We start from the raw sequence: 24,278 nt of genomic DNA on the forward strand, positions 1-24,278 counted from the left end.
TTAAGGTATTGTTATAGTTAACTGGAAGAACAGGAAGGTGAATGCAACAGATAATCAACTTTTTATTAAGATATAAAATCTCTTTGCTTTATGTCTTTTTATTATCCATTGCCCTAGGGTTCACCTTTCATTCGCATTCCTATCACAAATCCAAATTTTTTAATTCGGCCAACTTTGTGACCGGAGGAATTTACAACACCTCAAGTAATATTACTTCTTATTTTGGATTACGGAAAGAAAATCAAAAGCTTGTAGAGGAGAATACACGTCTACGCAGGCTTTTGTTCAATAATGGCCTAAATGATAGTATGGAAATTGATACGACTAAAATCAATTTTACAGTCATGCCTGCCCATGCCATCAACAACAGTTATGCGGCCAACATGAATTATATTACTATTGACAGAGGAAAGAATGATTCTGTCGGGCAAGATATGGGCGTGATTACTTCCAAAGGAATTCTCGGCATCATTGAAGGTACTTCTGCCAAATTTGCGCGGGTTCAAAGTATTTTAAATACCAAGTCCAACATTAATGCAAAAATTAAGAATACCGATTATTCCGGTTCTTTAAAATGGAACACTGAAGCCTATAATGTGGTGCAATTGGAAGACATTCCCCGATTGGTTCCACTTCATATAGGAGACACTATTGTCACCGGGGGAAGGTCCAGTATTTTTCCGGAAAATATAGATATTGGCGTTATCAAGAAATTTGACCTAAACAGTTCCAAAAGCCTGTACAGCATAGACATTGAACTGTTTAATGATATGGCCAATATTAAAAACGTGTATATCATCAACAATATCAATAGGCCCGAAATATTACAACTGGAAGAGGAGATAAAAAATGACCAATAATTTTTACTTTATCAATGTCATTCGTTTTGTACTACTAGTACTCGTGCAAGTGCTTGTGTTCAACAACCTTAATTTTCTGGGCTATATCAATCCCATGGTTTACGTGCTCTTTTTGTATTGGTATCCGATTAAAGAAAATAAAGCAGTTTTAATCTTACTGGGTTTTTTACTAGGATTTATGGTTGACCTATTTTCCGATACCATGGCAATACATGCCGCCGCTACCGTGACCATAGCCTATTTTAGACCCGTAATCATGCGATTTTGTTTTGGTGTTAATTTTGAATTCCAAACATTTAAGTTAAGTAATACAACCACCGCACAACAAATTACATTTCTTGCGTTATTACTAATAGTACATCATTTGATTTTCTTTTCTTTAGAAATTTTCAATTTGTCAAATATCCTGTTAATTTTGAAGAAAGTTGTGGCTACCACTTCGCTGTCTTTAGTGGTTTGTATATTGTTTAGTACCCTTTTTAGCGTTAAAAAAGAATGAAGAAACTTCTGCTATCGTCCATTATCATTATCATTGGGATTACCTTTATCGGGAGGCTGTCCTATTTACAAATTTTTAGTTTTTCACCGGATCAGGTATTGAACGATACAGCCATAAAAAAAGTATATGATTATCCGGAGCGGGGTTATATCTATGATCGTAACGGAAAGCTTTTAGTGGCCAACCAACCGGCTTATGACGTTATGGTTATCCCTAGGGAAGTAAAACCCTTGGACACTTTGGAATTCTGTGGTTTATTGGGTATTGAAAAAGAGGCTTTTATAAAGAAATTGCGCAAGGCACGCGTGTACTCCCCAAGGCTCCCTTCTGTTTTGGTTCCACAATTGTCCAAAGAGGACTACGCAGGACTTCAGGAAAAAATGCGAAAATACGAGGGCTTTTATATTCAAAAAAGATCGCTGCGCTATTATGATACCGATAGTGGCGCCAATGTGCTTGGATATATCAGTGAGGTCAATGAACGCGATTTGATCAAGAACCCGGCCTATGTAGCTGGTGAATTAAAGGGCCGTACAGGTATAGAAAAGCAATATGAGGAAATTCTAAGAGGCAGAAAAGGCGTAAAGCATATTCAAAAAGACCGTTTTAATCGAGTTATTGGTCCCTACAAGAACGGAATATATGATACCCTTCCTGAGCAGGGAAAGGAAATCCAGGTAACTTTGGACAAGGTACTCCAGGAATACGGGGAAAAATTAATGCATGGCAAACGTGGTGGCATTGTAGCCATTGAACCTAGCTCTGGGGAAATACTGGCCATGATTTCCGGCCCCACCTATAAACCTTCTCTTTTGGTGGGTAGGGAACGCTCCAAAAATTATAGCAAATTACATTATGATACCATAGCCAAACCGCTTTTTGATAGAGCCTTATCTGCGGAAGGATCTCCGGGATCTCCTTTTAAAATTATGAATGCCCTTATAGGTCTGCAAGAAGAAGTGATTAATCCAAATACCACTGTCCGTTGTTTAAATGGGTTCTATGTGGGCAGAACTAAGAGAGGTTGTCATTGCGGAGGTGGGATACGCAATATGAATTCGGGAATATACAAATCTTGTAATGCCTATTTTGCAACTACTTTTCGTAAAATATATGACAAATTTCCTACTACGGATGAAGGTATGGATGTTTGGGAAAAACACGTCAAAAGTTTTGGGCTTGGGAGTTACCTAGGTTATGACCTTCCTACTGGAAGGCCTGGGCTTATCCCTAATACGGCCTATTACGACAGAGCGCATGGCGATAATGTATGGGTGCCTTCGTATATTATTTCCAATTCCATTGGACAGGGAGAAATTAATGTTACCCCTATTCAACTGGCCAATATGACTGCGGCTATTGCCAATAGAGGATACTATTTTACCCCTCATGTGCTTAAAAAAGTGGATAATACACCTATTGATAATGAAAAGTATACCACGCCTAAACATACTACGATCGACAAAAAGTATTTTGAGCCTGTTATTCAAGGCATGTTCGATGTTTACAAAAAAGGAACGGGAAGATGGGTCCAAGTAGAAGGCATTGACATCGCGGGTAAAACAGGTACGGTAGAAAATTACACCTTAATCGATGGGGTGAAGACTCAATTGACCGATAACTCTGTATTTGTGGCTTTTGCACCCGTGGACAATCCCAAGATTGCTATTGCAGTATATATTGAAAATGGCTATTACGGATCCCGTTATGCAGGCCATATAGCTTCTTTGCTTATTGAAAAGTATATTAAAGGTGAAATTACCCGCAAAGATCTTGAACAGCGTATGTTGGAAAAAACCTTGGAACATGAATATGCCAAACCCTATAGCGGGGAACCTTTCAAGATAAACGAATATGTCTGGTAAAAGCACGCTGAAACAAATTGATTGGCTTACAGTTTTCATTTATTTCTTATTGGTTGCTATTGGATGGGTCAATATTTATTCCAGTACGTTTACGGAAGGAAGTTCTATATTTGATTTTGGACAATTATATGGGAAACAATTTTTCTTTATCGGCGTAAGTACGGTCTGCATTGTCCTTGTTTTAGGAGTAGAGGCCAACTTTTATGAGCGCTTTTCCAGTCTCATTTATCTCGGCTCCATGGCTTCCTTACTGGGTTTGTTTGTTTTTGGGAAAACCATTGCAGGAGCTACTTCTTGGTATGATCTGGGCTTTTTTAACCTACAACCTTCAGAATTTGCTAAAGTAGCTACCGCCTTGGCCTTAGCCAAATACCTCAGTGATATCCAGACCGATATTCGGCGGAAAAAAGATCAGTTGTACGCTTTTTTGATTATTTTAATTCCTGCCATATTGATTATCCCCCAACCCGACCCTGGAAGTGCTTTGGTTTTCTTTGCCCTTATTTTTGTGCTGTTTCGAGAAGGGGTACCGTTGTTTTATTTGGGCCTCGGCATTTTGACCATTCTAGTTTTTGTTACCACTTTAATGTTCGGCACCGTATGGGTAAGTATTGGGCTGACCCTCTTGATCGCTCTGATTTTCCTTCTAAAACGACGTAAATTTAAAATTCCTGTGCTTCCATTGGCGGCTTTCTTTATAATTTCCATTGTTTTTTCCTTATCGGTAAATTTTGTGTTCAATAATGTTTTTGAACAACGCCACCGAGACCGTTTTAGCTTATGGCTACGTCTGGAAAAAGACCCTGAGAAGTTGGAAGAAATCAGAAAGACCATAGGATACAACACCTATCAATCAGAGCAGGCTATTGAATCCGGAGGTTTTTTTGGAAAAGGATTTTTAGAGGGCACGCGTACCAAAGGAGATTTTGTCCCAGCACAGCATACTGATTTTATTTTCAGTACGGTGGGGGAAGAATGGGGGTTTTTGGGAACTACGGCCGTAGTATTGCTATTTTCCCTACTTTTTTTACGCTTGATTTCTTTGGCAGAACGGCAACGAAACCCCTTTAGTAGAATGTATGGTTATGGGGTTATTTCCGTACTTTTTGTGCACTATTTCATTAATATCGGAATGGTAATTGGGATGTTGCCCACCGTTGGAATTCCACTCCCCTTCTTTAGTTATGGGGGATCAGGTCTCATCTTTTTCACCATCTTGCTATTTATCTTCATCAAGTTGGATGCCAATCGATTGAACGAACGTTTTTAAAATTTCCACGAGCCAATTCGGCTTTGCTTTTCCAAAGTTTCTTGGAGATGGTCTGGCATTGCTTCAAAAAAATCGATTCCCGTTAAACCTTCTAGACGATGCACAGGAACAACAAATTCCTGCAAAGGCTTTGTACTTTCTTTATGGGGGAATAGGAAGGCCAATACGTCAATATGTCCCTTGTCTTCTTTTACAAGGATTTTGTAATACCGCTGCGGCACCGCAACATCTTCTTCTCCAATACTGGGCAATCCTTTTTCCAAAACTCCTCCTGTTATCACATAGACCGTTTTATATCGTTTGGCCCAGTAACGCACCTTTTGTTCCAAACGATTCCATATACCTGCATTAAAATCGTTTTTTTGAGGGCTGATATTACTGGTATAGAATGTCTCTTTATAGGCATAGTCCGAAAAACGCCGATCTCCGGCTGGGCATAAATGCCCGCGATCATAACCAGAACCCCTATAATTTCTCCAATCAGCAGATTTACTGCTTACTTTGGGATCTTCTATAAAATAAGGGCGTTTGCGATCATCATAAGTCAACTGTTCTTTGGTGAGTTTATAGGCGACCCATTCTGCCTGTTCATACCTTTCTGCATAAGAAAGCGAAAAGTATTGATGATGAACTATAGTTCCCGATCTGGTACTCGGTATAAATTTTAATGGTATTTCCGTAGAATTGCTCTTGCCATTGGCTTCGGTATAGGTTGCCGGAGTATAAAAGTTGTCAAAAAGCCAAAAACCAATGACACAGGTAATCATCAAAACCGTATAAAGTGTTTTTTTCTTCATCCTATTCAAAAATAGTCAATATTATGAGGTCAGGACATAACGCCTACTACTGTTTATAATAAAAATAATGTCCGGAAAACATCCGGACATTATCAATGAACTATAATAGGTTTAATTGTCCAATTCTAATTTTTAGACATGGACCCAAAGACCTAATCACATGAGGGCACGCAACCACATAAGGCAGTGCTCCATTCAAAACCTATATCACAGGGGCCAAATAAAACAGGACATCCAAAACCTCCGGAAACTTCCTTTTGCGCTTCTTTATTCAAAAGTTTTACGCCATTTAAATTCTTTAAATTTTTCATCTTACTAAAATTTATAATTATATTGGCCTTGAACATTTAGGGACACTCAAGGTTTGTGTCCATCTTTCGCGAGAAGATATTGTTCACAACAAACGCCTTCCGTCCTATGACAGAAGGCGTTTTGTCTATGTATTTTTTATTGATTTTCTGCTATTACCTCTTCTATGGGTTCGGATGCTTGTTCCATTAAATCCTCTATGAAGTAACCTACATCGGACCGGTCATATATCTTGGGATATATTTTATTGTTGAGCAATAAGGCAGGTGTAAAGTTCAGGTCGTTCTCAGCACACCAGTTTTTCTGTTGTTCCAAGAGCGCATCAAAAGAAGTAACTGTGGTTTTCCCCCATTTTTCCAACCATTTTTCCAAGTCGGCATTTTCTTCATAAACTTCATGTAATGCCATAGTACAGGTTTCCGAAGATTGGGAATGGTAAATTTCCAACAAGCGGGAAGCCACGAGATAGGCTTTATTTTCTTTATCCTGGGTGCTAATATTGAAACGAATGGTCAATCGAACATTTTTAGCATCCTTCTCTAGGATTTTTTCCATGTCCATATGCGCTTCTTTACAATAGAAGCAGGCCGGGTTAGTGACCAATGTAAGATCAACTAAAGCATCTTCGTTTCCCAATACGATTTCCTTTTTTGCCGTATCTTGGGAAATTGTGGTCTTTGCTTTTTCCTTATTATAAAGCGTATAGAATAATTCAAAATTTCGAATGAATTTATAATGAACAATCTTATTCTTCTTCAATTCTTGTCGGTTTTCCAACAGTGGTTTCACAAAAGTCCAAAAAGAAATAGCCACAAAAATGCTTAGAGCAAAAAAGAATAGTTCCCCTACTTGGAACTGATAAGTTGAAATTGGATTTTCATAGAAAAACAAACTTGCACCCTGAAGCCATAGTACCCCTACAATACCAAGGCAGAGCGGGCACCATTGCTTTACAATACGCCATTGGTAATAGATAGAATAAATGGTAATAGGGAGGCTAAATAGTGTTAGCGCCACTATAACATAAGGTGTATTTGAAAAGAAAACTCCTGAAAACCAAGTCAAGAAAGTCATGGCAAAATACACAAATCCCAAATCACTCAACTTCACATTTTTATACAAAGATGCTCCTTTTGAATTCAGTACAGACTCACAACTTGCGGTTTCCTTTCCGGTACATAATTTATCTATAATCTTGGATTTAAATCCCAATTCGTGCCGAACAATCAAAGCACTAATTACAAGTCCCGCAACAGTTAGAAAGAAATGGAGTACTTGAAATAGGCTGGAAGCGTTAAAGAAGAAAACTCCTAAGGCCAGGACAGCTGTTAAACCATACAGCGTGTATATCCCTGTATTAGCTTCTGATTGGTTCCCAGTGGCATGGGTATTTACTTTTTCCACAGCAACCAGAATACCACTCCACTCTTCCAAAAATTCCGCATTAGTCAGCTTTTTTTTATCTCCATTACCGTAAATCAGTTCCACAGCATCTCGCTTTTTATTGACAATGACATAATGCTTTTGTGCACTCACCAAGGAAATAAAACTTTCCGGCAATTGCGTTAAAATCTCCATATTTGTGGGGACTTCCAAAGCGACATTTTCAATATTGAAATGGTCCAGGACTCCGGTTACAGAATGTAAACTAGGAAAGGAAGGATGACTTAATAATTGTAGCTCCAGTTCCTCATAATTGATTTGGTATTTCTCTTGTTTTAGAAACTTTTTCAAGATAATAAACAACTCATTATTCATAGCATTTTCTAATAAATGGGTTTTATTCGCACTTCAAAGTACGAAAAAATAACTGTAAAATGTAGGAACTATACATAAAATAGTTATGTATAGCTAAAAAAGTATCCAATTCTTTTCAAAACGACTCTTTTTCAAGTACTTATCTACTTATTATTTTTGAAGTCATCGACTAAGGATATCCTTAAACTGATAAAAAAAGCGTTCCAGCAAACGAAGATCCTCCGTAATAATTTCTGCGGTACCCGCCATTTCCTGTTTAAATACGATCTCTTTATTATAACTGGTTACCAATTTTTTGGGAAGGGACACATCTACCAAATAAAAACCTTCGCTATCTGGCAACAAAGAAATATAGGCTACTTTTCCTTTCAAGACCCCAAATTCGGTTTCTGGGAAATTCTGTAATTTCACGTTCACTTCCTGCTCCAGTTTTATTTTCCCCGAATTCTGAGAAGGTGCTTTTAGTTTGGCGATATAATTTGAATTCTCCGAAGGAATAATAGTAAAAATTTGATCCCCTGCGGTTACGGTTTGATTTTTGTTCCAATACCCCAAAAAGGAGACTGTACCTTCTATTTCAGATTTCAGCACATAATTGTTTTCCCAATCGCGCACGGCTTTCTTCAATTGATTGAACGCTTGAAAAGTAGTTTTCAATAGTTGGGTCTCCTCCCTTGTTCTCGTAATTTCGGTTCCCGTAGCTGTTTTACGCGCATTACTTATGGCCTCCCGCATATTGGAAATGGAAACCCCCATACTCTTTAAGTTGCGTTCTGCCGTTAAAATCTCCAATTGCTTATTTTCATAATCTTGTTGGGATATTACACCCTTGTCAAAAAGGGATTCGCTTCGTTTCAACTCGTTCTTTTTAAACTCAAGTTCTGACTCGCTCAAAGCATATTGCGCTCTTAGGCTCTCCAACCTTCCCCTAGATTCGGAAATGGAAATTTTATTGGCAAGGGCATCATTTGAAAAAGGTTGTAGGTCCCTATTTAAAATATAGGCCGCATAACTGTTCTCAAAATTGGCATAGGCAATATCGATATCCCCTAAAAATAAAATGGGCAATTCGTCCAATGGAAATTCAATAGCTCTATTCTTGATGGAGATGGTATCCAAAATAGACTTTAGATAAAACACATCCTGGGTATTGGCCGTATTATCCAAAACCGCCAGAATAGTATTCTCCGAAACATGCTGGGATTCTTGCACAAAAATACTATCAATTTTAGCCGTTATTTGGGCATATTCTTTTTGCGGAGGTATCTCCGTAGTCAATTTGGCCTCTGCCCCTATGATATCGGGATACTTTACAAACCAGGTAATGGCCAACACCAAAATAATCAGTACCAAAAACAGGGTGCTTCCCCAGCGAATCATCCATTGTGGCACCCGAGTAAGTATCTCCTGTACTTCCTCACTTCTCAATTCTATATCTTCTAAGGCTTCAGGCATATTACTTTCCTAATTCTAATTGGTTCTTTACTAAATTATAATAATTTCCTTGCTGTGCAATCAACGCTTCATGATTTCCTATTTCAACAATTTTCCCCTTGTCCAACACCACAATCTGATGCGCATTTTTTACGGTACTCAAGCGGTGGGCGATGACCACTACCGTTTTATTTTTAAAGAAAATATCCAGTTTATTCATAATTTCCCGCTCATTGTTTGCATCCAATGCCGAAGTAGCCTCATCGAAAAACAGATAATCGGGATTTTTGTATACCGCTCTCGCAATAAGCAAGCGTTGTTTTTGCCCCGTACTCAACCCAACACCTTCCATACCGATCTTTGTATTGTAAGACAGTGGCAAGGTCTCTATAAATTCTTTGATATTGGCGACGTCTACCGCATGGGCCAATTTTTGCTTATCTACATAATCTTCTCCTACGGCAATATTATTGGCAATAGTATCATTAAAAATATAACCTTCTTGCATGACTACACCACAATTTCTCCTCCAGGTCTTCTGTGAAATATTTCGGATATCATGATTCCCAACATTAATACTTCCCTTATTAGGTTCATAAAAACGCAGTAATAACTTCATTAAGGTTGTTTTTCCACTCCCACTTACACCAACAACAGCCGTAATCTTATTTGCAGGTATTTTTAGGTCTAAATCCTTGAGGACCATCTGATCCGAGCCGCTATATCGAAAGGATACCTTTTGTAAGGTAAAATCCAAATCTTTGGAAAGCTCTTCTATTTTCCGATCTCCCCTTTTTTCTTCATCTTCCTTATTATGGATTTCGGACAGACGATCTAAAGAAATCTTGGCATCCTGTACTTCCCGAATAAAATTGATCAACTGTGAAATAGGAGAGTTCAATTGCCCCACAATATAGCTGATCGCCAACATGATTCCCAAGGTGATATCGCCATCGATCACTAATTTAGCCGAAAGCACGGTAATCAGTATATTTTTTAATTCATTGATAAACTGCGACCCCACACTTTGATATTGTTCTAAGGCCAAACCTTCTATGGATATCTTAAACAAACGTGCCTGCAGGAATTCCCACCCCCATCTTTTTTGTTTCTCCGCATTATGCAGTTTTATTTCCTGCATTCCATTGATCAGTTCAATGACTTTACTTTGCTCCTGACTCACCTGGGAAAAGCGTTTGTAATCCAGATCTTTCCGTTTCTTCAAAAAGATGATGATCCATAAAAAATAAAAAAAGCTTCCCGCAGCAAAAATCCCAAAAATCAGCAAACTGTAATACGCTAACACAAAGCTGAATACAACAAGGTTCACCATAGAAAACAACACGCTCAATGATGAGGTCGTTAAAATACGTTCTATACGTTTATGGTCATTGATCCGTTGCAAAATATCTCCGGTCATCCTAGCATCGAAGAAAGCGATGGGCAAGTTCATTAACTTAATGAAAAAGTCAGAAACTAGGGAAATATTGATTCGGGTACTTAAATGCAATAAAATCCAGCTCCGAATCACCTCGATCGCCGTTCGCCCGATAAAGAGTGCCAATTGCGCAAATAAAATCAGGTAAATAAAGTTAATATCCTGATTTTTAATCCCCACATCGACTACACTTTGTGTCAAAAATGGGAAAATCAATTGTAATAAACTGGCCGCAAGAAGGCCGATCACCAATTGCCAAATAAATTTCTTATACTTAAAGATGTATTTAGAAAGAAAGGAAAAACCAAACCCCTCTTCTTCTTCCTCAAAAACGGTTTTGTATAGTTTAGGAGTCGGTTCCACCAATAAGGCAATACCTTCTTCCGTATCTGCATTGGCGTTATTCCCTATCCAATGCTTAATAAATTCCTCTTGGGTATAGGAGATCAATCCATGTGCCGGGTCCGAAATATAATAGGTGCCTTTCTTTATTTTGTAGAGCACTGCAAAATGTTCTTTGTTCCAGTGCACTACCGCAGGTAACGGCGCTTCTTCCAAAGCATTGACACTTAACTTTACCCCTAAAGATCGAAATCCGATGGCTTCCGAGGCCTCACTTAGATTCAGCAGATTGCTACCTTCACGCGTCGTCTCACTCAGGTCCCGAAGTTCTTGTATGGCAATATTCTTATCATAGAATTTGGCAATGATCTTTAAACAAGTGGGGCCGCAGTCTTTAAAATCTGCTTGTTTATAAAAGGGAAATTTTTTTGACATTTAAATTTTCTGACATGATTTTTAAGTGCTACAACATCCTCCTCTACACAAAAAACACTTACAGTATAAATCTAATTATAAAAAAGAAAAATCCTATAAATTTTTCTTTTTTTTAGCATAAAATCGCAGACAAATCATAGTCTTCCCAAATACGAGGCGTACTTTGTATTTGTGAAGCATATACTAAAAAAGCCTTTACTCCTAGAGTAAAGGCTTCCTATTCTTGTTCAATGAATTTGGATTAGAAGAACTATTCTTTTACGCTAGCCAACTTATTAGGTCTAATATTGTTGATTTTTAAATCTTGTAAAACATTGATCGCTTCTTCTACATACACGTCCTTGGCCAGATCTTTATGCCAACGATTGCGCTTCTGACGCAATGTAGAATCCTTTGTAAACAATTCTTCTTCGTATTTCAAGGATTCAAAAGTAAGTTTGGAATCGTACTCGCTCAACTTCTTAAAGTACTTGGTTTTCTCTTCCAACTTTTTTTCTTCTTTCTTAAAGTCTTCATAGTTCAAGGACACCAAATTTTCATCTTGTTGTTCCTTGATCCATTTTGCATTTTCTTCAATCAACTTTATTTGAGGGTTCAACGCCATACGCTTTTGACTATCCTCAATAGTTTTTTCAAAATCGATATATCCATCCCAAACTTCGTAGTCTGCAGGTGAAATCTTATCCCAAGCCAATGGGTTTTCCTGATCTCGTTCACCTATATCAATATAGCTATAGCGATCTGGAACCACGATATCACTTTCCACACCTTTCAATTGTGTAGACCCACCATTGATACGGTAGAATTTTTGTGTCGTCAATTTTAAGGCGCCTAAATCTCCATGTTCGTTACTTCTCAACATTTTGTTCAGAGGGTATACATTCTGCACTGTTCCTTTTCCAAAAGTCTGTTTGCTTCCAATAATAACCGCTCTTTTATAGTCCTGCATGGCCGCTGCCAATATCTCTGAGGCAGAAGCAGATAATTCATTCACTAAAATCACTAAGGGACCATCCCATTGGATACGCTCATCGCGATCGTCATATACATCTTTTCGCTCACCCGCAGATCGTACCTGTACCACTGGACCATCTTTGATGAACAGCCCGGCCATTTCTACCACTGTACGTAGAGAACCTCCTCCATTATCACGAAGGTCAAGCACAAGCCCTTCCATACCTTCTTGCTTTAAGCGCTCTATTTCTTTTGCAATATCACTTGCCGCATTTCTCTTGGTATAGTCTTCAAAATCTACATAAAACTTGGGAAGATTAATCAATCCGAATTTTTCCTTTCCTTTGATCACATTTGCAGATTTGGCATAGGACTCTTCCAGTACTACAATATCTCTTGTAACTGAAATCACCTCAATAGAACCATCTACTTTCTTTATGGTTAAATGCACAACGGAGCCTTTGGGGCCTTTAATGAATTCAATGGCATCATCCAAACGCATTCCGACAATATCAACAGGATCCTCTCCATCTTGACCTACTTTTAAAATTTCATCCCCTACCTCAATTTTCTGGTCGCGCCATACAGGACCTCCAGAAATAACTTCTACAATTTTGGTTTGATCTTTTCGCTTTTGCAAACGCGCACCAATCCCTTCAAAAGATCCGGACATGCTAGTGTCAAATTTCTCCTTATCCCTAGGGGCAAAGTAAAAAGTATGGGGATCAAATTCATCTACGATGGTATTGATATATTGTACAAACCAATCTTTTCGCTCCAAATCATCGACAAAATCAAAAAATTCATCCAACGTTCCTTTGGTAGCTTCTCTAGCCGCCATTTCCATTTCTTCAACGCTAAGCGATTTATAGGATGCATCTTCTTCCTTTTTCTTTTCATTGGTGTCCAATTCCAAATCATAGTCTCCAATGGTCGCATATTTCAATTGCTTTCTCCATCTTTCCCTCAATTCTTTTTTGGAAGTTGCAAAAGGTTGATCGTCATATTCTAAACTAATTTGCTCTTTTTTGGTATAATCGAAAGGCTCAGATAAGATGTCCTTATAAATGGATTTTGCCTCCTCCATTCTCTTGATCAAACGTTTGTGGACAAAATCAAAAAAGGTGATATCCGTATTTTTTATTTGATCATCGATTTGAAATTTATATTTTTCAAAATCGGCGATATCCTCTTCCAGGAAATAGCGTTTGGTAGGATCCAAAAGATCGATAAAATCTTCGAAAACACTTACGGAAAAATCGTCATCGATCTCTTTGGCATCATAATGCCCCTCTTTCAACACATAACTGATCAAATCAATGAGCAGCTTATCCTTATCGTTATTTTCAAATGATTTATTCGTAAAACTACACGATGCTACCGCAACCAACATTGCCAGTAATCCAATGGCCAAGTTCTTCCTCATGCGAAATTTTTATTTAGATTGTTTAATTCTCTAGATTTCCACACCCATGTCTTTGATAAAGGTATGAATCCCCTAATATACTGAAAAAACCATGCCAGTCTTCGGGCAAGGTCAATAATTTTTTGTTAAACGTTTCCTCTCCGTTAAAAAAAGGATGTACCGTAAAAACACTTTAAAAACGTATTTTTACACTATAAATTATATTATATGCAAAAACCTTTGATTCTCCTAACAAATGATGATGGTATAACAGCACCAGGTTTAAGGGCGCTGATACGTTTTATGAAAGAAATTGGAGATGTAATCGTGGTAGCACCAGACAGCCCTCAATCTGGTATGGGACATGCCATTACCTTGGACAATGCGCTCTATTCCAAAAAAGTTACTGTAGACCAAGCGGCAGGCGCACTGGAAGAATACAGCTGCAGTGGCACCCCCGCCGATTGTGTAAAACTGGGACTTCAAGAAATTTTAAATCGCAAACCGGATATCTGCATTAGCGGTATTAATCACGGTTCCAATTCCTCGATCAATGTTATTTATTCCGGTACCATGAGTGCTGCGATAGAAGCAGGTATTGAAGGTATTCCTGCCATTGGGTTCTCGCTTTGCGATTACGGGTGGAAAGCAGATTTTGAGCCTGCGAAACCCATTGTCCAAAAAATTGTGAGGGAAGCATTGACCCATAAAATTCCGGAAGGTGTAGTGCTTAACGTAAACATTCCCAAATTGGAAGGCAAACCCTTTAAAGGAATCCGAATTTGCAGACAAGCAAGGGCCAATTGGAAAGAAGAATTTGACAAACGTGTAAATCCTATGGGAAAAGAATATTATTGGCTCACCGGTACCTTTGAACTCTTGGACAAAGGTGAAGATACCGATGAATGGGCATTGGCCCAAGGCTATGTTTCTGTTGTTCCCACACAATTTGACCTTACGGCCCATCATGCCATTCAACATATTAACAATTGGAATTTACAAGAGTAAAATGACAACCAAAAAACCTTTCATAGTGAATAAAAAAGAAATAATTCTTGGATTTTTAATTGGGGTAATTGCCAATACTATTGGGTCCGTCCTATATATTTTATTATTTTCCGATTACAGTATTAAAGAAACCTATCTGAATGCCGTACAACAGGGGCATATTGGTAGTATACTGGCCCTTGGAGCAATACTCAATCTCATTGCCTTTTTTAGTTTTATTAAACTTCGGAAAGACAGTTATGCGAGAGGTGTTCTCATTGCAACAATGTTTACGGCCTTATTGATTGTTTATTATAAAATATTTTAATTCTGTACAATGGCTATTAGGGCATGTACCATACCGCATGAAATATTATATTATTGTAGGGGAAGCATCGGGTGATCTTCATGGATCTAACTTGATCAAAGCCTTAAAAATTGAAGATTCCCAGGCCAGCATTCAATGTTGGGGAGGAGATCTTATGCAACAAGCGGGAGGAGATTTGATAAAGCACTATAAAGATATGGCCTTTATGGGCTTCCTTGAAGTGCTTCGAAATCTGCCTCAAATTTTTAAGAATATTGCTTTCTGTAAAGAAAGCATCAAAGCCTTTCAACCAGATGTCATTGTTTTTATTGATTTTTCGGGTTTTAATTTGCGCATTGCTGCTTGGGCCAAAATGAATGGCTATCGTACCCATTATTACATTTCTCCTCAAATATGGGCCTCACGTGAAAAGCGAATCCATAAAATCAAAAGAGATATTGATGCCATGCATGTGATTCTTCCTTTTGAAAAGGATTTTTATGAAAAAAAGCATGGATATCCCGTTAATTTTGTAGGTCATCCATTAATAGATGCTATAGCACAATATAGCTTTTCCGAAGAAGATAACTTTAGAAAAGCGCATCAACTAGACCCTAAAAAACCCATTATAGCACTGCTCCCGGGAAGTAGAAAACAGGAAGTACAAAAAATGCTCACCGTAATGCTTTCGGTGCAACCCAATTTTGAGGAATATCAATTTGTAATTGCCGGCGCCCCAAGCTTAACTTACGAATTTTATGCCCCTTTCCTGAATACTCCAAATGTTGCATTTGTTTCCAATAAGACCTATGACTTATTGCGAATTGCACACGCTGCTTTGGTCACAAGTGGCACGGCTACTTTAGAAACAGCCTTGTTTAAAGTTCCACAAGTGGTATGTTATAAAGGCAATTGGCTCTCCTATCAAATCGCTAAACGAATTATTACTTTAAAATATATTTCATTAGTAAATTTGATTATGGACAGAGAAGTGGTCAAAGAACTCATTCAGCACGATATGAATTCAAAAAAGCTGCACCAAGCCCTTTCGGATATTCTGGAATCCAAAAACAGAGCAATTGTTTTGGCCGATTATGAGGCCTTGGAGAAAAAGTTAGGTGGAAAAGGAGCCAGTCAAAAAGCCGCTCGTTTAATTGCAAAAATGAATTAACCCCCCCCCCCCGAAATAGTAACTATTATGATTACAAAATTAAAAATCTTGACATTGGGCCTTTGTATCATTTGTGCTACAAGTTGCAAAGATGATGAAAAGCAAGCCTCCTCCCCTGAGCAAATCCAGAATGCCTCCAAAAAGCTGAACGATTGGTTTCGGGCCAATTGGGAAGAAGACATCTCATACTCTCCCGAAACGCAAACCTATATAGGTGATAAGACGGATTATGGCAAATGGGACGACCGCTCAAAACAAGCGGAAGAGGAAAATTTGAAACGCACCAAAATGCGATTACGCTATTTAAAGGATTCCGTGGATATGGACGCCTTGGATCAGGCCACAGGACTTAGTTATACTTTGGCCGTTCAGCAAATGGAAAATGAAATTGCCGACTATCAGTACCGTTTGCACAATTACCCTGTGAACCAAATGTTCGGTACGCATTCCCAGATACCTTCTTTTTTAATCAATATGCACCGCATTACGGATAAAAGTGATGCGGAAGCCTATATTTCCCGATTAAATGGTGTTGATAAGGTGATGGCACAAGCTATTACCGGATTGAAAGAACGGGAAGCAGCAGGAATTATGCCTCCAAAATTTGTGTTTCCAAGAGTTCTTGAATCTTCGCGGAATATCCTGTTAGGGCAGCCTTTTGACACCGATGAAAAAGAAAGTACGCTTTTGGCCGATTTCACAAAAAAAGTGGCCGCCCTAGAGCTATCCGAAGAAGATAAAAACACTTTGGTGGATGCTGCAAAAGAGGCTTTGATCAATTCGGTAAAACCCGGATATGAAAATTTAATTGCTTTTCTCAGCGAACAGGAAAAAAGGGCCACAACGGATGATGGTGCCTGGAAGTTCAATAATGGGGACGCCTTTTATAATAATGCCCTGGCCAGAACTACGACCACTACTATGACGGCAGAAGAAATCCACGAATTAGGACTTTCCGAAGTAGAACGCATTCACAAAGAAATGAATGCCATCAAAGAACAGGTTGGTTTTGAGGGAAGTTTACAGAAATTCTTTGGTTTTATGCGCGAAGATCAACGGTTTTATTTCCCGGACACCAAAGAAGGAAGAGAAGCGTATATGGCCGAGGCCGTTAAACTCATCGATCATATGAAAAGTCGTTTGGGAGAATTGTTTTTAACACAGCCCAAGGCGGATATGATCGTGAAACAAGTGGAAGCTTTTCGAGAAAAATCGGCGGGCAAGGCCTTTTATCAAGCTCCAGCCATAGACGGATCCAGACCGGGAACGTATTATGCCAATATGTACGATATTATGGCCATGCCAAAATATCAAATGGAAGCTTTGGCCTATCACGAAGGGATTCCCGGGCACCATATGCAATTGGCCATTGCCCAGGAATTGAAAGACATTCCTATGTTTAGGAAATTTGGACGATATACGGCCTATTCCGAAGGCTGGGGGCTATATACCGAAATGATTCCTAAGGAAATGGGACTCTACGTTGATCCGTATTCAGATTTTGGACGTTTGGCCATGGAATTATGGCGTGCCTGCCGCTTGGTGGTCGATACCGGTATCCATTATAAGAAATGGACTAGGGAGCAGAGTATTGCTTACTATAAGGATAACACGCCTAATGCCGAAAGTGACGCTATAAAAATGGTTGAACGGCATATTGTAATGCCTTCTCAAGCTACAGCATATAAGGTGGGGATGAACAAAATTCTCTCCCTTAGGGAAATGGCAAAGGAAAAGTTGGGCGATAAATTCGATATTCGGGAATTTCATGATGTTGTACTCACCAATGGTGCCGTTCCTTTAAATGTATTGGAAGATATGGTAAATGATTGGGTTGCCAGTAAATCTTAATTATAATGACAAGACTTAGGAATTCGGTCGGAATACTAAGCTAATGTTCCGACCGAATACTATTTTATATTTCAGTGGGGATATAAATTAAGATATAGATTTTTTTCTATTTCATAAATAATTGTATTTTTAGCACATCCTTTTCTCAACACCGCACTAATGATTCGAAAAATGCTCTGGCTACTGCTCTTATTGACCCTTGCTCAATGCGGCACTTCAAAACGAAAGCGGGCCAGCCTAAAAGAGCGAAAAATCATAGTTCCTGCCAAAACAGCTATTGCGTCTTCTACAAATGCCCCAAACACTACCGAAGAAACGATTCCGACCTTAACGACCAAAGCGGATGATATTATTGCGACCGCGCTAACCTTTTCCAATGTACGTTATATGTACGGCGGTACAACCAGAAAAGGCATGGATTGCTCTGGCCTAGTATACACTTCTTTTAAGGCTCATGATATTGCCCTGCCCAGAGTTTCGGCCGCCATGGCACTCGAAGGAGAAGCCGTTCCTTTGAAAAAGGTTGTTGAGGGGGACCTTTTATTTTTCAACACCAATCGCAAAAGAAAACGGATCAATCATGTTGGTCTGGTTGTCAGTACAGATCAAGGCGTTATTAAATTCATTCATGCCACAAGTTCCAGGGGAGTCATTGTTTCTTCTATTAAGGAAGGTTTTTGGAATTATGCTTTTGTAAAGGCCAAACGCATCCTTTAAGGTGGATGTTTTACGATTCATCTCTGTCAAGCTTTCCCTTGGCCTTGTTTTGGGCATTCTATTGGGCCATTGGTTTCATATTACCCCCTCGATAGCAGCTGTTAGTGTACTATGTCCCTTGATTATTTTAGTATTCTTATTCGCTCACAAGCAACAACAGAAAACAGCCTTCTTTGGCGTAATGGCAGCTTTGTTAGTAGTGGGCATAGGCATGCTCGCCATAGCACTTTCAAAACCCAAATATTCTAAAAGTCACTATTCCCATTTCAATGATTCGGAAAAACATAGCTGGCATATAAAGATTAGGGAAGTGCTAAAACCGAGTTCTTTTTCCCATAGATACCTTGTGACCATTGCACATAAGGACAGCTTGGCCCTATCTGGAAAAGTAATGCTCCGTATCCCCAATGCAAAAAATTCTGCCCCATTTGCAGTAGACGATGAGTTGCTCGTTCATGGTAGTCTTCAACCCATCGGAAAGCCCTTAAACCCACATCAATTTGATTATGCCTCCTATATGGAGCACTTAGGCGTTTACGATGAACTTAAAGCTGTGGCACCTTACCGTATGCTTCCCTCTTCTACTCAAAGTGTTTATGGTAGGGCCGCAGGATTTAGAAACAAGATTATTTCCAAACTAAAGGAAGTCCAATTTGGCCAGGAGGAAATCGCTATTATCCAAGCATTATTGCTAGGGCAACGCCATGCTATTTCGGAAGGCACCTATACCTCTTATAAGAATGCCGGTGCAGTACATATATTGGCTCTATCAGGATTACACATTGGTATTTTGTTGCTACTACTGCAATTTCTATTGACACCATTGACATATATCCCTCATGGAAAAACGATAAAACTCTTTCTTATTGTTCTTCTACTTTGGGGCTTTGCCTTTTTGGCAGGCTTATCGGCATCCATCATCCGCGCTGTAAGCATGTTTTCTTTTGTGGCGTATGCCCAATATTTAAACAGGCCTACAAATAGCTTTAATATTTTGGCATTGTCACTTTTCTTTATTTTACTCTTTGCTCCTTCACTCCTATTTCAGGTAGGATTTCAGATGAGTTATGCCGCTGTTTTTTCTATACTTTGGATCTACCCTCTGCTACTCAAATTATGGACCCCTAAATACTGGTTACTTCAAAAAAGTTGGCAATTGCTAGCCGTAAGTATTGCGGCCCAAATGGGGGTATTGCCCATAAGTCTATTCTATTTTCATCAATTCCCAGGCTTATTTTTTGTTTCCAATCTGCTGATCATTCCCTTTTTAGGTATACTATTGCTACTGGGTATTTTAATTATTTTTTTGGCCTTAGGCGAGGCCTTACCCGAATTCCTCGTGAATCTCTACAACCTTATGATTCAAACCATGAATCGCCTCATTGGGTGGATTGCCCAACAGGAAGTCTTTCTTTTTCAAAATATTTCTTTCGATCTGTTTCAGCTTTACTGCTCTTATGCTATAATCATAAGCTTGGTTCTTATTTTATCCAAAGTGAGTTTTAAGCGGTTGACCCTACTTTTTGGAAGTATCATGGCCATGCAAGTTTGGGTATGGCATACTAGCTTTATGACCCATAAAAAAACGGCTCTCATCGTCACCCATACTATTGGAAATACGGTATTGTATCATCAAGAGGGGCGTTTGCTTCACATTGCCGCTACTTTTTCTCCTTCAGAAAGAGCGGTTAATGCCTATAAGATTGCAGAACGTATCAATAAGGTACAGTACGACTCATTGGCCTATGCCTATCGGATAGGAGGCTCCCGCCTTTTGATTCTTGATAGTCTTGCCCTATACCCAAAATCCAAGACCCCCGTGGAATATCTTTTATTGACACAATCCTCTAAAATAAATCTAGATCGGGTATTGGATAGCATTTCTCCCAAACTCATCATTGCGGACGGCAGTAATTATAACAGTGCCATTCATCGTTGGAAGGCAAGTTGTGCCAAAAGAAAACTCCCTTTTCACTATACCGGTGAAAAGGGAGCTTATTCTTTTTCTATAAGGGATTTAGACTAATGGTCGGATAATTCAAATCCCTCTGTTTCGTCGTCATGCACCATTACCTCATTATCCTCTGCTCCATGCGTAAGTCGTTTTAATGGTTTTATCAATAGCACTACCAGCAAACCAAAGAGTACGGCAAAAATGAAAAGTCCGCCAAACACTTTCAACTCTCCTGCTTTTTGAGCACTTTCCCCAACAACACCTGCTACCTTGTTCCCTAGTCCGGTTGCCGCCCAGTATACCCCCATCATTAAAGCCATATACCTTGCGGGGGCCAATTTGGTGAAGAATGATAACGATACCGGTGATAAACAGAGCTCTCCAATGGTATGGAACAAATAGGCAAGAACCAGCCAATACATAGCCGAACTTCCTTCACTCTCATATTGCATAGAAGCAAATACCATATATACAAAACCAACTCCCATGATGATGGTCCCGATTCCCATTTTGAAAAGTGAGGTTGCTTCTTTTCCTTTTAATTTTCGCTTTGCCCAAAAACTGGCTATGGCCACTGCCAAGAGAATAATAAAGCCGGCATTTGCACCTTGAAACCAAGCTGTAGGTACTTCCCAACCCATTAACATTCTATTGGTCTTTTCCTCAGCATATAGATTCATTAATCCTCCCATTTGTTCAAAACAACCCCAAAAAACAATTACGATCAATAACGAAAGTAACAATACTACATACCTATCCTTTTCTACTTGTCCGTTTAGATTCTTGTAGATCATCATCATCATCCCAGTGATCAAGCCTATAAATATATAAAGTGCTCCATACCCCCAACTATCCGTTTCATAGGTAAAGCCAGAAAAAATGGCATAGGCAATAATAGCAAGAACAATTCCCAACTGCAATGGGGATTTCATCAATTGCGAGAACAATTCCCCTAAACTAATATCCGAGGATTTCTGTTCTTGGGTCGGAGCGTTTCCTACATGAACCAAGAAGCGTTGCCCGTAAAGGTAGACCAATAAACCCAATAACATTCCTATACCCGCAAGGCCAAAACCATAGTGCCAACCGTACAAAGTAGCAACAACCCCAACAGACAAGGAAGCTGTAAAGGAGCCCAAATTGATACCTACGTAAAAAATACTGAACCCTTTGTCCCTTCTAATATCATTGGGCTTATACAAGCCTCCTACCATAGTGGATATATTTGGCTTCAGCATCCCTACGCCCAGAATAACAAATCCCAATCCGGTATAATAGGCCCAGATCGCATCGATAGCCAGAACACCATGACCTATGGTCAACAAAATAGCTCCAATAGCCACTGCTTTCTTTTGACCAATTAAGCGATCTGCAATAAAACCTCCAGGAATACTCATCACGTAGACCAACATGGTATACCATCCATAAAGGGCTAGGGCTTCCGTACTCGTCCAGCCAAGTCCACTTTGAGGATCGTTCTCTAAAGTTTTAGCTACCATATAGGTCGTTAAAAGTGCCCTCATCCCATAGTAGGAGAAACGTTCCCACATTTCGGTAAAAAACAGCACGTAGAGTCCTACCGGATGTCCAAAAAGTTCTCTTTGGTGCACTGGTTTCAATGTATCAGCCATAATATATATTGATTTTTATAGATTTTCTTTAATGAATTTGGTCATTTTATGGAATAGGTGAACTCTGGTATTTCCACCAAAAATACTATGCGCTTTATCTGGGTAAACCGCCATTTCAAAATCTTTATTTGCCTGTACCAAGGCTTCTATCATGCGCATGGAATTTTGCACATGTACATTATCATCCCCTGTGCCATGCACCAATAGGTATTTTCCTTTAAGGAGTTCCGGATAATTAAAGGGAGAGTTCTCGTCATAGCCACTTGCATTTTCCTGAGGGGTCTGCATATAGCGTTCTGTATAGACCGTATCATAAAAACGCCATGAAGTTACCGGGGCAACCGCAATGGCCATCTCAAAAACATCGTTTCCTTTTAAAATACAATTGGTGGACATAAAGCCTCCATAACTCCAGCCCCAAATGCCCGTTCTGTTTTCGTCAATAAAGGGAAGTTCACTAAGTTTTTTGGCAGCCGCAATTTGATCTTCAACCTCATATTTCCCTAATTCTTTCTGGGTCACTTTCTTAAAATCGCGTCCCTTGAGACCTGTTCCCCTACCATCTACGCAAACTACAACGTATCCTTCGGAAGCCAGCATTTGGTGCCAGTAATCGTTAGCGCTGTTCCAGCTATTGCTCACCATTTGCGAGCCAGGTCCACTGTACTGGAACATAAATAGCGGATATTTTTTTGAAGCATCGAAGTTTTGTGGCTTTAACATCCACATATTTAGATCGTTCCCATTGATAGAAATCGTGGAAAACTCCTTGGGGGACATTTGGTATCCCTTTAATTTCTCCAAAAGTGCGGTATTGTCCTTGATATCTTTCACCTTTTTTCCGCTGGAGGCTTGATGCAACGTATACTTTGGAGGCGTGGTCGCGCTAGAAAAAGTATTGATAAAATAGGTGAAATTTGTGCTGAAAGCCGCGGTATTTCTCCCTGTTTCCTGAGTCAAACGTTTTTTACCTTTTCCATTGACCCCAATACTATAGACATCCCTATTGATCGATCCATTCTCAACGGATTGATAATACACTTTTTTCTTTCTTTTATCATACCCGTAATAGTTGGTGACATCCCAATTCCCTTTGGTAATCTGCCGTTTTAATGCACCCTCTTTTCCATAGAGATAGATATGGTTGTACCCATCTTTCTCACTGGTCCAAATAAAACTATCATCGTCTAAAAAAGTAAGGTTATCCGTGACATCCACATAGGCTTTATCCGTATCTTCCAATAGAAGCGATACTGCATGGCTGGTAGCATTCACTGCATGTAATTGCAGACGGTCTTGATGTCTATTGAGCGTTTGCACACTCAACGTATTGGCATCGTTCATCCATTTAATTCTTGGAATGTAATAAGGCTTCCCTAAATTGATGGAAGTCGTATTATTGCCGGCCACATCATACATATGTAAAGACACTATAGCATTGGCCTCACCCGCCTTAGGGTATTTAAATACATTCTGGCGCTGATATAATGCCGTACCGTAAATATCCATTGAAAACTCAGGGACTTCTGTTTCGTCAAAGCGGAGAAAGGCAATCTTGGTGCCATCACTATTCCAGGCAAAGGCACGTACAAATGCAAATTCTTCTTCGTAAACCCAATCTGTAACACCGTTGATAATCTTATTTTTAAGCCCGTCGGATGTGATTTTCTTTGTCGTATTCGCGGCAATATCCATCACATACATATTATTGTCATAGACATAAGCTACATGTTTTCCATTGGGGGATAGGGTAGGTTCCTGTATTTTGTAATCCGCAATTTTCACTACAGCTTTTGAAGCCGTATCATAAATATAATACACCCCTAGGCGCGAACGTCTAAAAATAGCCTCCACTTCGGTAGCCAATAAAATTTGACTTTCATCTGCACTGAAGGAATACGAACTAAAGACGGGAATAGCAGCCGCATCCGAGGAGGATACTATAGTTTCTATTTTTTGTTGCGTCTTGTAATCATATTTATCAATGGCACTAACATTCCTATCTTCCCGATTTAAAACGGTATAGTGTTTTCCGTTGTTCATAGAACGCAGTGCCTCTAAGCGTTCCGTGCCAAATTGATTTCCGTAGATTTCTTCAATGGTGATTTGTTGTTTTTGTGCTACCGTCACTGTAGATAAGACTAACACAAATACAATTAAAGGGGGTATTTTTTTCATATATTCTCAAAAAACGTTTAAAACTTTCAAGTTTACTAATAATTTCATTAAAAAATAAACTTTGAGCTATAAATATGTTGTTTTCCAGCCCTATTAACATATCTTGTCATACATGA

The 24,278-nt window shown here is 39.2% G+C and carries 18 protein-coding genes; 10 read left to right on the plus strand and 8 right to left on the minus strand.

What is annotated here, in order from left to right; translation table 11 throughout:
- Positions 1-41: 41 nt before the first annotated feature.
- From mreC to rodA, 4 genes are read left to right on the plus strand one after another with little or no spacing between them, the layout of a single operon-like run.
- The gene (mreC, locus tag ACEXOE_RS18180) at positions 42-860 is read left to right on the plus strand and encodes a rod shape-determining protein MreC (RefSeq protein WP_394750273.1); all 819 of its coding nucleotides are present in this window, start codon (positions 42-44) and stop codon (positions 858-860) included.
- Complete coding sequence (gene mreD / locus ACEXOE_RS18185; protein WP_394750274.1) at positions 850-1,359, plus strand: rod shape-determining protein MreD; 510 nt, start codon at positions 850-852, stop codon at positions 1,357-1,359. The genes mreC and mreD overlap by 11 nt, the downstream gene beginning before the upstream one ends.
- A complete protein-coding gene (gene mrdA / locus ACEXOE_RS18190) occupies positions 1,356-3,224 on the plus strand; it encodes a penicillin-binding protein 2 (protein WP_394750275.1) in 1,869 nt (622 codons plus the stop codon). Before mreD ends, mrdA begins: the two co-directional genes overlap by 4 nt.
- Positions 3,214-4,494: a rod shape-determining protein RodA gene (gene rodA / locus ACEXOE_RS18195; protein WP_394750276.1), complete on the plus strand. Its 1,281-nt coding sequence runs from the start codon at positions 3,214-3,216 to the stop codon at positions 4,492-4,494. The genes mrdA and rodA overlap by 11 nt, the downstream gene beginning before the upstream one ends.
- On the opposite strand, the gene ACEXOE_RS18200 is transcribed toward rodA, so the two are convergent.
- From ACEXOE_RS18200 to ACEXOE_RS18225, 6 genes are all read right to left on the minus strand, one after another.
- Complete coding sequence (locus ACEXOE_RS18200) at positions 4,491-5,291, minus strand: DNA/RNA non-specific endonuclease (protein WP_394750277.1); 801 nt, start codon at positions 5,289-5,291, stop codon at positions 4,491-4,493. The two genes, rodA and ACEXOE_RS18200, sit on opposite strands and share 4 nt — an antisense overlap.
- 152 nt (positions 5,292-5,443) lie before the next feature.
- Positions 5,444-5,602 (minus strand): hypothetical protein, encoded by a 159-nt coding sequence (locus tag ACEXOE_RS18205; protein ID WP_394750278.1) that lies wholly within the window; start codon positions 5,600-5,602, stop codon positions 5,444-5,446.
- A 136-nt stretch (positions 5,603-5,738) separates the two neighbouring features.
- Positions 5,739-7,334 (minus strand): vitamin K epoxide reductase family protein, encoded by a 1,596-nt coding sequence (locus ACEXOE_RS18210; protein ID WP_394750279.1) that lies wholly within the window; start codon positions 7,332-7,334, stop codon positions 5,739-5,741.
- A 186-nt stretch (positions 7,335-7,520) separates the two neighbouring features.
- Complete coding sequence (locus ACEXOE_RS18215) at positions 7,521-8,813, minus strand: HlyD family secretion protein (RefSeq protein WP_394750280.1); 1,293 nt, start codon at positions 8,811-8,813, stop codon at positions 7,521-7,523.
- Position 8,814: 1 nt separating this feature from the next.
- Complete coding sequence (locus ACEXOE_RS18220) at positions 8,815-11,007, minus strand: peptidase domain-containing ABC transporter (RefSeq protein ID WP_394750281.1); 2,193 nt, start codon at positions 11,005-11,007, stop codon at positions 8,815-8,817.
- Between the two features lie 250 nt (positions 11,008-11,257).
- Entirely contained in the window at positions 11,258-13,387 is a 2,130-nt protein-coding gene (locus ACEXOE_RS18225) for a carboxy terminal-processing peptidase (RefSeq protein ID WP_394750282.1), read from the minus strand.
- A 207-nt stretch (positions 13,388-13,594) separates the two neighbouring features.
- On the opposite strand from ACEXOE_RS18225, the gene surE reads away from it, so the two are divergent.
- From surE to ACEXOE_RS18255, 6 genes are all read left to right on the plus strand, one after another.
- A complete protein-coding gene (surE, locus tag ACEXOE_RS18230; protein WP_394750283.1) occupies positions 13,595-14,374 on the plus strand; it encodes a 5'/3'-nucleotidase SurE in 780 nt (259 codons plus the stop codon).
- Between the two features lie 22 nt (positions 14,375-14,396).
- Positions 14,397-14,681, plus strand: coding sequence for a hypothetical protein (locus ACEXOE_RS18235; protein ID WP_394750407.1), 285 nt, complete (start codon positions 14,397-14,399; stop codon positions 14,679-14,681).
- A 37-nt stretch (positions 14,682-14,718) separates the two neighbouring features.
- Positions 14,719-15,831 carry a lipid-A-disaccharide synthase gene (gene lpxB / locus ACEXOE_RS18240; RefSeq protein ID WP_394750284.1) on the plus strand — a complete coding sequence of 371 codons (1,113 nt, stop codon included), beginning with the start codon at positions 14,719-14,721 and terminating at the stop codon, positions 15,829-15,831.
- Between the two features lie 27 nt (positions 15,832-15,858).
- A complete protein-coding gene (locus ACEXOE_RS18245) occupies positions 15,859-17,682 on the plus strand; it encodes a DUF885 domain-containing protein (RefSeq protein WP_394750285.1) in 1,824 nt (607 codons plus the stop codon).
- A gap of 159 nt (positions 17,683-17,841) precedes the next feature.
- A complete protein-coding gene (locus ACEXOE_RS18250; RefSeq protein WP_394750286.1) occupies positions 17,842-18,399 on the plus strand; it encodes a C40 family peptidase in 558 nt (185 codons plus the stop codon).
- A 1-nt stretch (position 18,400) separates the two neighbouring features.
- On the plus strand, positions 18,401-20,425 hold the full coding sequence (locus ACEXOE_RS18255) for a ComEC/Rec2 family competence protein (protein ID WP_394750287.1): 2,025 nt from the start codon (positions 18,401-18,403) through the stop codon (positions 20,423-20,425).
- Here ACEXOE_RS18255 and ACEXOE_RS18260 read toward each other — a convergent pair.
- Positions 20,422-21,984, minus strand: a complete 1,563-nt coding sequence (locus ACEXOE_RS18260) for a peptide MFS transporter (RefSeq protein ID WP_394750288.1) — start codon at positions 21,982-21,984, stop codon at positions 20,422-20,424. The genes ACEXOE_RS18255 and ACEXOE_RS18260 overlap by 4 nt on opposite strands.
- A gap of 15 nt (positions 21,985-21,999) precedes the next feature.
- Positions 22,000-24,162, minus strand: coding sequence for a S9 family peptidase (locus ACEXOE_RS18265; RefSeq protein WP_394750289.1), 2,163 nt, complete (start codon positions 24,160-24,162; stop codon positions 22,000-22,002).
- Positions 24,163-24,278 lie beyond the last annotated feature (116 nt).

The sequence above is a fragment of the Spongiimicrobium salis genome (genome assembly GCF_043678055.1).
Classification (GTDB): Bacteria; Bacteroidota; Bacteroidia; order Flavobacteriales; family Flavobacteriaceae; genus Spongiimicrobium; species Spongiimicrobium salis.

Coding starts and splice junctions, on each gene's coding strand:
- mreC (WP_394750273.1), top strand. CDS start 42: ATGCAACAGATAATCAACTTTTTATTAAGATATAAAATCTCTTTGCTT.
- mreD (WP_394750274.1), top strand. CDS start 850: ATGACCAATAATTTTTACTTTATCAATGTCATTCGTTTTGTACTACTA.
- mrdA (WP_394750275.1), top strand. CDS start 1,356: ATGAAGAAACTTCTGCTATCGTCCATTATCATTATCATTGGGATTACC.
- rodA (WP_394750276.1), top strand. CDS start 3,214: ATGTCTGGTAAAAGCACGCTGAAACAAATTGATTGGCTTACAGTTTTC.
- ACEXOE_RS18200 (WP_394750277.1), bottom strand. CDS start 5,291: ATGAAGAAAAAAACACTTTATACGGTTTTGATGATTACCTGTGTCATT.
- ACEXOE_RS18205 (WP_394750278.1), bottom strand. CDS start 5,602: ATGAAAAATTTAAAGAATTTAAATGGCGTAAAACTTTTGAATAAAGAA.
- ACEXOE_RS18215 (WP_394750280.1), bottom strand. CDS start 8,813: ATGCCTGAAGCCTTAGAAGATATAGAATTGAGAAGTGAGGAAGTACAG.
- ACEXOE_RS18220 (WP_394750281.1), bottom strand. CDS start 11,007: ATGTCAAAAAAATTTCCCTTTTATAAACAAGCAGATTTTAAAGACTGC.
- ACEXOE_RS18225 (WP_394750282.1), bottom strand. CDS start 13,387: ATGAGGAAGAACTTGGCCATTGGATTACTGGCAATGTTGGTTGCGGTA.
- surE (WP_394750283.1), top strand. CDS start 13,595: ATGCAAAAACCTTTGATTCTCCTAACAAATGATGATGGTATAACAGCA.
- lpxB (WP_394750284.1), top strand. CDS start 14,719: ATGAAATATTATATTATTGTAGGGGAAGCATCGGGTGATCTTCATGGA.
- ACEXOE_RS18245 (WP_394750285.1), top strand. CDS start 15,859: ATGATTACAAAATTAAAAATCTTGACATTGGGCCTTTGTATCATTTGT.
- ACEXOE_RS18250 (WP_394750286.1), top strand. CDS start 17,842: ATGATTCGAAAAATGCTCTGGCTACTGCTCTTATTGACCCTTGCTCAA.
- ACEXOE_RS18260 (WP_394750288.1), bottom strand. CDS start 21,984: ATGGCTGATACATTGAAACCAGTGCACCAAAGAGAACTTTTTGGACAT.
- ACEXOE_RS18265 (WP_394750289.1), bottom strand. CDS start 24,162: ATGAAAAAAATACCCCCTTTAATTGTATTTGTGTTAGTCTTATCTACA.